The organism is Streptosporangium sp. NPDC003464 (genome assembly GCF_053588315.1).
This window is the reverse complement of the sequence record NZ_JBSFPS010000325.1, coordinates 1-10,089: the sequence shown is the minus strand read 5'-3', so window position 1 is coordinate 10,089 and position 10,089 is coordinate 1. Positions and strand designations below refer to the sequence as shown.

General features: G+C 72.1%; 8 protein-coding genes. 4 read left to right on the top strand and 4 right to left on the bottom strand.

The window, feature by feature from the left end; genetic code table 11:
* Window positions 1–143 precede the first annotated feature (143 nt).
* A complete protein-coding gene (locus tag ACWDS7_RS42550) occupies window positions 144–338 on the bottom strand; it encodes a hypothetical protein (RefSeq protein WP_451933913.1) in 195 nt (64 codons plus the stop codon).
* Between the two features lie 190 nt (window positions 339–528).
* Between ACWDS7_RS42550 and ACWDS7_RS42545 the strand changes: the two genes are divergently transcribed.
* Window positions 529–1,857 carry a hypothetical protein gene (locus ACWDS7_RS42545; RefSeq protein WP_451933912.1) on the top strand — a complete coding sequence of 443 codons (1,329 nt, stop codon included), beginning with the start codon at window positions 529–531 and terminating at the stop codon, window positions 1,855–1,857.
* A gap of 548 nt (window positions 1,858–2,405) precedes the next feature.
* Here the strand turns inward: ACWDS7_RS42545 and ACWDS7_RS42540 are convergent.
* The 3 genes from ACWDS7_RS42540 to mraZ form a co-directional block, all read right to left on the bottom strand.
* Entirely contained in the window at window positions 2,406–2,912 is a 507-nt protein-coding gene (locus tag ACWDS7_RS42540) for a hypothetical protein (protein ID WP_306857756.1), read from the bottom strand.
* On the bottom strand, window positions 2,890–3,882 hold the full coding sequence (rsmH, locus tag ACWDS7_RS42535) for a 16S rRNA (cytosine(1402)-N(4))-methyltransferase RsmH (protein WP_306857755.1): 993 nt from the start codon (window positions 3,880–3,882) through the stop codon (window positions 2,890–2,892). Before rsmH ends, ACWDS7_RS42540 begins: the two co-directional genes overlap by 23 nt.
* Window positions 3,883–4,104: 222 nt before the next feature.
* Entirely contained in the window at window positions 4,105–4,536 is a 432-nt protein-coding gene (gene mraZ, locus ACWDS7_RS42530; protein WP_451933911.1) for a division/cell wall cluster transcriptional repressor MraZ, read from the bottom strand.
* Between the two features lie 528 nt (window positions 4,537–5,064).
* Between mraZ and ACWDS7_RS42525 the strand changes: the two genes are divergently transcribed.
* The 3 genes from ACWDS7_RS42525 to ACWDS7_RS42515 are packed head-to-tail and all read left to right on the top strand — an operon-like array spanning window position 5,065 to window position 9,727.
* Window positions 5,065–6,042 carry an AAA family ATPase gene (locus tag ACWDS7_RS42525; RefSeq protein ID WP_306857753.1) on the top strand — a complete coding sequence of 326 codons (978 nt, stop codon included), beginning with the start codon at window positions 5,065–5,067 and terminating at the stop codon, window positions 6,040–6,042.
* Complete coding sequence (locus ACWDS7_RS42520; RefSeq protein ID WP_451933910.1) at window positions 6,039–7,295, top strand: DUF58 domain-containing protein; 1,257 nt, start codon at window positions 6,039–6,041, stop codon at window positions 7,293–7,295. Before ACWDS7_RS42525 ends, ACWDS7_RS42520 begins: the two co-directional genes overlap by 4 nt.
* Complete coding sequence (locus ACWDS7_RS42515; protein WP_451933909.1) at window positions 7,292–9,727, top strand: transglutaminase family protein; 2,436 nt, start codon at window positions 7,292–7,294, stop codon at window positions 9,725–9,727. Before ACWDS7_RS42520 ends, ACWDS7_RS42515 begins: the two co-directional genes overlap by 4 nt.
* Window positions 9,728–10,089: the final 362 nt, after the last annotated feature.

Here is a 10,089-nt window from a genome sequence, read left to right as displayed (position 1 = left end):
GCCGTCCCGGGCGGATCCCCGGCGCGCCCGCCGGTGGCGACGACGAGCGCGTCACCGCCGACCCGGCCGCCGGCGTGCCCGGCGGGTGCCGGCCGCGGATGCCGCGGAGCGACCGCGGACCGGTCCCGCCGGGTTGTCGTTGTCTAGAAGCCGGCGTACTCGTAGCAGCACAGACCGCCGCCGTTGAAGGACGAGGACGGCGCGAGCGTGATCGACGGCTGCCCGGCCGGTCGGAGGCCCTCCGATCCACGATCGGCTGTGGCCGCGCCCGTCGCCCCGAGGGCAGCGGTCAACGCAGCAGCCGTGACGGCGATTCCGGCCAGTACACGCCTTCTCACAGATACCTCCATGACACCTTATGGAACATCGAGAGGATTGTCTCCTGTGCCGCCGGTATGACACAACGCCCGAATACGAATACCGGTTCGGCTTTGGTGCAGAGAGAGTCCGCGACGTTAAGATGCGCTGTTGAGATGATCCACATCAGGGATGGATTCACATCCTGTGGCGGCATCCAGGGAGTGCGACGTGAGCGGCACGGACGTAGGCGGGCGCCTGCAGGCGCTGCGCAAGCAACGCGGCATGACCATAGCGCAGGTCGCGGAGCCGGGACTGCGCGAAGAGGACGTGGCGGCGATCGAAGACGGCATGCGGGACGCGAGCGCGCCGGAGATACGGGCCCTGGCCGACCGGCTCGGCTGCTCGGCCGCCGAGCTCGGACACGGCATCACCGACCGGCACGTGACGGCTCTGCACACCCGGGTGGCCCAGGCGGAGGCGGCCCTGCGCCAGGGCGAGATCGAGACGGCCGGCGAGGAGCTCGCCCGGCTGATCGCCGAACCGGCGCTCCGCTACCTGCCCGACACGCGCAGACGCGTCGGCTACGGCTACGCCCTGGCGCTGGAGGCCGCCGACAACCGGCCCGCCGCGATCGAGCAGCTGACGGTCATGCTGCAGGAGGCGTGCTCCGACCACGCCGAGACGACGGCCGCGCTGGCCGGCCTGGAGGCGCAGCTGCGCGAGCAGCGCATCTCGATCGCCCTGGCCCTGTGCCGGTGCCACCGGGAGGTCGGCGAGCTGCAGGCCGCCGTACGGGTCGGCGAGGAGGCCCTGGAGCGGGAGACCCTGTCGGGGTGGACCGACCGGCTGGTGGAGCTCGCCTCGACCCTGCTGGCCGCCTACGTCGAGCGCGGCGACCGGGAGCGGATGGCGCACTTCTCCACCGAGCTGCTGGACGAGGCCGACCGGATCGGATCGCCTCGCGCGATCGTGGCGGCTTCGTGGAACAGCGCGGTGGTGGCGCGCATCCTCGGCGACCCGCTGGAGGCCGACATGCTGAGCAACCGCGCCCTGCGCGTGCAGGGGGAGCTGGACGACGGGCTGGCGATGGGCCGGCTGCGGATGTGCATGGCCCAGTACGACCTGCGGCACGGGCCGCAGGACGTCGAGCGGGTCGGCCGGATGCTCACCGACGCCCACGCCGAGCTGGTGGCGGCCGCGGCGCATCCGAGCGACGTCATCTCCTGCCTGCTCGCGCTGGCACGCCTCGACCTGCTGCGCGAGGAGCCGCAGGCGGCCCTGGAGCGCGCGCTGGCGACGGTGGAGCAGGCGGCGGGCATGGTGGGGCCGGTGGCGGTGGAGGCACACGAGCTGCTGGCGGAGGTCTACCGGGCGCTGGGCCGCCTGGAGGAGGCGGCGCTCGCCCAGACCGCGGCCGCGCAGGCGCTGGAGAGGATGACGGCGCTGTGGCGGGCTTCGGCGGCCTGGATGGTCGTCGCCGACCTCCACGGCGACGCGGGCGAGGTCGACCAGGGACGGGCGGCGCTGGAGCAGGCGCTGATGTGCGCGGCGCTGTAGACGGAGCAAGCGCTGATGTGCGCGGCGCTGTGGACACCCGCTGCGCTGGAGCGGGCGCCGACGTGCGCGGCGCTGTGGACACCCCGGGTCGACCCTCCTGACGGGACGGGCCGCCGGGCCACTCCGCGCGCCCTGACGGAACGGGCCGCCGGGTCACTCCGCGCGCCCTGACGGGACGGGCCGCCGGGTCACTCCGCGTGCTGCGCCGCCCGGTCGGGCGGGCGGCCCGACCGCTCCGCGTGGCGCGACGTCCGAGCGGCCCCCAGGACCCGGCGGCGGGCGTGGCATGCCCCCGGGCCGGGGCGGGTCCGCGACCGGCCGCCGGGGCGGGTCCGGAACCGGCCACCGGGGCGGCCTCCTTCCCGGAGAGGCCGCCGCCGTACTGAACAGGCACTGTGCGATAAATCTGTAATTCGCTGCCAAACTGTGAAATTCACATTATTGACCAGATTATTGACGACTCCGCCTGGAAGGCGTCAAATGCCTCTCAGTCCCACCTCCGGCGGAACCGCCGCGGCCGGGGCCGGGGCCCCGCCCGCCGGTCTCCCTCACCGGCCCGTGCCCGGCGCCCGCTCCTGCCCGGCGGGCGTCTGGGCGTCGCTTGCGGTCCGGCTGCGGGCGGGGCGGTCGGGGGTGATGACCTCGGCCCTGTCCCAGTCGGGTTCCAGGCCCTGGTTGGCGGAGTTCTTGGAGAGCTCACCGGGCATCTCCATCCGCGCGTTGGCGTTCTTCAGCTCCTCCTTCTTCAGGCGGAGCTGGCTGTTGGCGTCGCGGAGCTCGTTGGCCTTGTAGTAGTCCTCGGCGAGGACGGTGTTGAGCAGCAGCAGGCTGACCAGGCCACCGCAGAGCAGGCCGACGACGAGCAGCACGAAGGGAGCGCGCGGCGCGCGTCCCTGCCGGGACTCGGGAGCCTGGGCCGCCGGACGGCCGGCGTGCGCGGTCCTGGCCGGCCTGCTCCTGCGCGCCTGCGGCGTCGCGCGGGGCACCCGCGCGGGGCGCCCGCCCCGGCTCGGCGCGGTGCGGACGTCCGACTCACTCCTCGTCAACTGCCTCACGGATCCTCTCTGCCGCCCGACACCGGGCAGAGGCCGCCCGCGGGTTGCGGGCCACCTCCTCTTCGCTCGGAAGCTCGGCTCCCCTTGTCAGGAGGGCGAACCGCGGCTGGTGAGCCGGCAGCGGGACGGGCAGCCCGGGGGGGCTGGTCTCCCTGGTTCGCGCCGCGAGGACCTGCTTGGTGAGCCGGTCCTCAAGGGAGTGGTAGGCGAGCACGACCACGCGCCCGCCAAGCGTCAGCGCGTCGAGCGCGGCGGGGAGCGCGCGTTCCAGTGCTGTCAACTCCGCGTTCACCTCGATCCGCAGCGCCTGAAAAGTCCTTTTTGCGGGGTTTCCCCCGGTCCGTCGGGTAGCGGCGGGTATTGCCGTACGGACAATCTCCGCAAGCCGCTTGGTAGACGTTATGGCCTCGTTGCCCCGTTCCTTGATGATTAGGCGCGCGACACGCGGGGCGAATCGCTCTTCGCCGTAATCCCGGAGGATCCGGATGAGTTCGGCGGCCGAGTAGGTGTTGACGACGACCTCGGCCGTGAGCTCCTGGTCGCGGTCCATCCGCATGTCCAGGGGCGCGTCGTAGGAGTAGGCGAAACCGCGCTCGGCCTCGTCGAGCTGGGGCGAGGAGACGCCCAGGTCGAACAGGACGGCGTTGACGCGGGGACGGCCGGCCTCCGCCAGCACCCCGGCCAGTTCGTCGGAGACCGCGCGGACCAGGGTGGTCCGGTCGGCGTACGGCGCCAGCCGGGCCGTCGAGCGCTCGATGGCGGTGGGATCGCGGTCGATCCCGATCAGGTGCAGTGCGGGGTGGGCGGCCAGCAGGGCCTCGGCGTGGCCGCCGAGGCCGAGATTGGCGTCGACGACGACGGGGTCCGGGCCGGTGAGGGCGGGAGCCAGGAGTTCGAGCACCCGCTCGAGCATCACGGGCACGTGGCCGCCCGGAGCCTGCAGGTCAGATATGTCGTTTTCGGCGCGCATGAAGCGCAACCCCCCTCTCGCCGCCTCGCTCGCGGATGCGCGGCGGGCGTTCATCGGTGTCTTTGCTGGCCCCCACCCCCGGGCCGTCCGGCCAGGTCCCCATCCGCACCCGGGTGTCCGCCCGTCACCTGACACCGGGGAAGGTGCATCAGCTGACGTGCATCGTGGTTGCGGGTGGAGACCTCGCCGAACGACGTTTTCACCGATGAGTCGACCGTGGAGTCACAGAATCCCTGGCAGCACCTCCTCCGACAGATCGGCAAAAGCCTGCTCTTGGTCGGCCAGATAGGTGTCCCAGGCCTGAGCGTCCCAGACCTCCAGCCGTGTGTTGGCCCCGATGACCGTGCAGTCACGGCGCAGGCCGGCGTATACGCGCAGAGCCTGCGGGATGGTGACCCGGCCTTGTTTGTCGGCGACCTCGTCGGATGCGCTGGCGAAGAAGACACGGCTGTAGTCGCGGACCGCCTTGGCGGTCACCGGCGCGGTGCGCAGAGCCTCGGTAATGCGCTGGAACTCCTCTACGGGGAAGACGTAGAGGCAGCGCTCCTGGCCTTTGGTGATCACCAGACCCTCCGCCAGCTCCTCGCGGTACTTCGCCGGCAGGAACAGCCGTCCCTTGTCATCGAGACGCGGATGATGAGTGCCGAGGAACATCGGCCCCACCTCCCGTGCCTAGCGGAGCGCGTGGCGCTGTAGCCCCTGCTCTCCACTGCGCACCACCATACTCCACTTCTCTCCACCGTCAACTGATTCCGCGCCTCTTAACGGCCGGTTCTGGCGCCGTTTTCCCAGGTCAACGATGGTGGAGCGGGGTGGAGGGGGTAGGGGGCCCCTCACATGTCACGGGCGTGTCGACAACAGGGCCGATGGCGTGACGATTACGGAATCGGCCGGACGGCGGTGAAGGGGGGTGGAAAGTGGAGCACGCTGTGTACTTGTCACGAGATCGGCACATCCGCCTGACAAGAACGCCACGATCGGCGCGCACACTATGGCTGTTCACCCGGAAGCAGCCTTCACGCACACTATGGCTGTTCACCCGGAAACAGCCTTAATGCCCACATAGAGTCGCCCGCGAACCCACGGCGTCGTAGTGTCGGTACTCACAATGGAAAAGGGACCTCAAAGGTCCCGAAATACGGACCCCCCGGCGCAAAACCGCCGCACCCTCATGGAGGCCTGGTGGCAGTAACCCATGACGTCACACCTCAGCTCGACGATCTGGTCGGCACCGCGCACCGGATCCGCCAGGCGATCGAGTCGGTGATCGAAGGCAAGAGCGACGTCATCCGCCTGACCTTGACGGTCCTCCTGGCCGAGGGCCACCTCCTCATCGAGGATGTGCCCGGAGTCGGCAAGACCATGCTCGCCAAGGCCCTGGCACGATCCATCGACTGCCCGGTGCGCCGGATCCAGTTCACCCCCGACCTGCTGCCCAGCGACATCACCGGGGTGAGCGCCTACAACCAGCAGACCAGGGAGTTCGAGTTCAAGCCCGGCCCGGTGTTCGCCAACATCGTGGTGGGCGACGAGATCAACCGCGCCTCTCCGAAGACCCAGTCGGCGCTGCTGGAGTGCATGGAGGAGCACCAGGTGACCGTCGACGGCACCACCTACCGGCTGGACTCGCCCTTCATGGTGATCGCCACCCAGAACCCCATCGAGATGGAGGGCACCTATCCCCTCCCCGAGGCGCAGCGCGACCGCTTCACCGCCCGGATCGCGATGGGCTACCCCGAGCCCACGGCCGAGCTGGAGATGCTCGACGTGCACGGCGCCACCTCCCCGCTGGACAAGCTCGAACCGGTGGCCACCACCGCCGAGGTCCGGGCGCTCATCGAGGCGGTGCGCGGCGTCTACGTCTCGCAGCCGGTCAAGAAGTACGCCATCGACCTGGTGACCGCCACCCGCCACAGCCCCGACCTGCGGCTCGGCGCCTCCCCGCGCTCGACCCTGCAACTGGTCCGGGCGGCCCGGGCGCACGCCGCGCTCGCCGGGCGCGACTACGTCATCCCCGACGACCTGCAGGACCTGTGCCTGCCCGTCCTCGCCCACCGGCTGCTGCCCAGCGTCGAGGCCCAGGGCCAGCGCCGCGTGCCCGCACAGGTGATGGCCGAGCTGATCCGCCGGGTGCCCGTCCCCGAGGCACAGGCGAAGTGACCTCGGGTCTCAAGGCGCTGACCGCCCGCGGACGGTCGTTCCTCGCATCCGGCGCCGCGGCGCTGCTGTGCGCCTTCTTCCTCGGGGAACACGACCTGCTCAGGATCGGGGTGTTGATCGTCTCCCTGCCGCTGCTGGCGGCGATGGTGGTGGCCCGCACCCGTTACCGGCTGAGCTGCGCGCGGCGCCTGGACCCGCCCAGGGCCGAGGTGGGCAGCGAGGCCACCGTGACACTGCGGCTGGAGAACGTCACCCGGCTGCCGACCGGCCTGCTGATGATCGAGGACACCGTGCCCTACGCGCTGGGGGCGCGGCCCAGGTTCGTCCTGGACCGGGTGGAGCCGCACGGCATCCGGGAGATCGACTACCGGGTCCGGTCCGACCTGCGCGGCCGGTTCGGCATCGGCCCGCTCACCATCCGGATCAGCGACCCGTTCGGCCTGGTCGAGCTGACCAGGTCCTTCAGCATCAGCGACACGCTCGTGGTGACGCCGCAGGTCGTGGCCCTGCCGCACGTCCGCCTCTCCGGCGAGTGGACGGGCGGGGGCGACAGCCGTACCAGGAGCGTGGCGGCCGCCGGCGACGACGACATCGCGCCGCGCGAGTACCGGCAGGGCGACGACCTGCGGCGGGTGCACTGGCGCTCGACCGCCAGGTACGGCGAGCTGATGGTGCGGCGCGAGGAGCAGCAGTGGCAGAGCCGGGGCGCGCTGCTGCTGGACACCCGCCGCTACGCGCACCGGGGCGAGGGGCCCCGCTCGTCGTTCGAGGTGGCGGTCTCGGCCGCGGCCTCCATCGGCGTGCACCTGGCCCGCGAGGGCCTCGGCCTGCGCCTGGTCACCGACCAGGGCGCCGAGCGCCTCACCGACACCGGGCTGAGCTGGTCGCTGCTGGACACCCTCGCCGTGGTGCGGCCGAGCTCGGCACGGTCGCTGGAGTACGGCATCGGCGCGCTGCGGCAGGGCGGCGGCGACGGCCTGATCGTGGCGGTGCTCGGCGGGGTCGACGTGGAGCAGGCCCAGGCGCTGGCCCGGCTGCGGCACGGCAACGTCACCGCCGTGGCCGTGATGCTGGACGTGGCGGGCTGGGAGCGGCCGGAGCTCGGCCGGAACGAGGAGTACCAGGCGACGCAGGCGATCCTCGCCGGGGCGGGCTGGCGCATCGTGCGGCTGCCCCCGGGCGCCTCGATCGCGAGCGTGTGGCAGGGGGCCGCGCAGCGCGGACGATACGCACTCAGTAGGGACGGCTCATGAGACTTCCCATGGCGTCGGGCGCGGCCACGGGAGCGGTCGCGATCGCGCTCTACCCTCTCTTCCAGGGCGGCAGCTGGTTCTGGGCGTGCCTGGGGATCATCCTGCTGGTCACCGGGATCAGCATGCTGGGCAGCCGCTACACCCTGCCTGCCGCGGTGGTGACGCTGCTCCAGCTGATAGCGCTGTGGTTCTACCTGATGGCGGTGTTCACCGACGAAAAGGTGTGGAGGTGGGTGGTCCCCACCGAGGAGTCGCTCATCGGGCTGGCCAAGCCGCTGCTCACCGGTTTCGCCGACATCCAGCGGTACGCCGCCCCGGTGCCGGCCAACACCGGGATCACCCTGCTGACCTGTACCGGTGTCGGCCTGATCGCGATCATCGTCGACCTGCTCGCCTCCCGGCTGCGCCGCGCCGCGCTCACCGGGCTGCCGCTGCTGGCGCTGTTCACCGTCCCGGCCGCGGTGATCTCCGAGCCGATCAACTGGCTGACGTTCATCGTCGCGGCCCTGGGCTACCTGGGGCTGCTGGCCGCCGACGGACGGGAGCGGGTCACCCACTGGGGCAGGGCGGTGCTGGTGCGCCGGACCCCGTCGTTCGTCGCCCCGAAGCCCACCTCCGACGCCGGGACCCTGCAACTGTCGGGCAAGCGCATCGGATTCGCCGCGATCGCGCTGGCCATCCTGCTGCCCTCACTGCTGCCCACCCTGGAGCCGGACCCGCTGTTCGGCTTCGGCGTGGGTAACGGCAAGGGGAAGGGCAGCAACTCGATCACCATCCCGAACCCGATCGTCAACCTGCGGGGCCAGCTCTCCCTGCCGGGCAACTCGACCGTCCTGACCTACACCGTCAACGACAACGTCCCGCGCTACCTGCGGCTGTACTCGCTGGACATCTTCGACGGCGAGCAGTGGACGATGACGGCGCAGGGCCGTTCCGAGGACCGGGTCTCCGAGGGGCCGATGCCGGCCGCCCCGGGCCAGAACATGAGCCTGCCCGTCACCGAGGCGACCACCAAGATCCAGGTGAGCGACCAGATCAGGGGGCCGCTGGAGTTCCTGCCGCTGCCCTACCCCGCCAGCCGGATCCGCATCGAAGGAGACTGGCGGCCCGACCGGGACACCCTCATGGTGTTCTCCACCGAGGACACCGCCAACGGGCTGGCCTACGAGGTCACCACGAGGGAGCCCAAGCCCACGGCGGAGTCGCTCAAGGCGGCGCCGCCGCCGGCCGCCCCGGAGATCAACGAGCGCTACCTGCAGCTGCCGGACAACCTGCCCCGGCAGATCAGGGAGCTGGCCAGGCAGGTGACGGAGCGGGACGCCAGCCGCTACGAGCAGGCGGTCCAGCTCCAGAACTTCTTCACCAAGGACGGCGACTTCACCTACAGCCTGGCCACCCAGGGGCACGGCGGAGCGGCGCTGACGGACTTCCTGCTCATCAGCCGGACCGGCTACTGCGAGCAGTTCGCCGCCTCGATGGCGGTGCTGGCCCGGGTCCTGGGCATCCCCGCCCGGGTCGCCATCGGCTACACCGGGGGCAGCAACTTCTCCGGCCAGTGGCAGGTGCGCACCCACGACTCGCACGCCTGGCCCGAGCTCTACTTCGAGGGCACGGGGTGGCTGCGGTTCGAGCCCACGCCGTCCGGCGGCGCGGGGCAGGGCAGTGCGACGGTGCCGCTCTACACGCGGCCGCAGTCCCCGACGTCCGGCGACGACGGGCCGTCGACGGACCCCACCACCGGCTCCACGGGCTCGGACACCCCCCGCCAGCCGACCGGCAACCGCCGTGACCAGCTCCTCGACCGTGAAATCGGCCCGGCGGTGATCCCGGTGGAGGAGGGCACGCCCCTGGCGGCGCAGATCGGCCTCGGGGCCGTGGCCGTGCTGCTGGTCGCGCTGGTCCCCGGCCTGCTCCGCTGGGAGCTGCGCGCCCGCCGGCGGCGCTCCTACTCCTCCCGCCGGGCGGAGTCCCCGGGCGATGACGGGACCGCCCCGGACCCCACCGGCGCGGTGGCGGTCAGAGCCGGCCGGCAGGAGGCCGCGGTGGCCGCGGCCTGGGCCGAGCTCGACGACGCGTTGTGCGACTACGGCATGTCCCGGCAGCCGAGCGAGAGCCCCCGGGCGCTGGCCCGGCGCCTCAGCGAGCAGTACGGGTTCGACGAGGAGTCCTCGGCGGCGGTGGCCAGGGTCGCGGCGGCGATGGAGCGGATGCTCTTCGCCCCGACCCCCGGCGACATCGGCGCACTGCCCGATGATCTCCGCCGGGTACGGCGGGCGCTGGCGGCCGCCGTGACGCGGGGCAGGCGGATCCGCGCGGTGCTGCTGCCGCCTTCGACCCTCCTGCGGGCGCGGCGCCTGGGGGTGAGGGCGCTGGACGGCTTCGACCGGCTGGAGAACCTCCGGATCCGCCGGCCGGCCGGGAGGGACGCCTGACCGTCGCCCGGCCCGGCGGGAGGGGAACCTGACCGCCGCCGGACCCGACCGACCGTCACGGGGCACGGCGGGAGGGGGATCCGGTCCGCAGGGCCGGCCGACCACCGCAGAACCCGGCGGGAGCACAACCTGACCACCACCGGATCGGGCGACCGTCACGGGGCACGGCGGGAGGAGAACCTGACCGCCGGGGCACGGCGGGAGGAGGATCCGGTCCGCCGGGCATCCACTTCAACGAGGCTGAGCTGGCCCGGCTCCTCCGCGGCCCCGACGGGCCCGTCGCCCGGCGCATGGCCCGCCGGCCGAGGGCAGCGGCAGCCCCCTGTCACGCAGGGCCAGCAGCGTGGCCAGGGTGAGGTGGC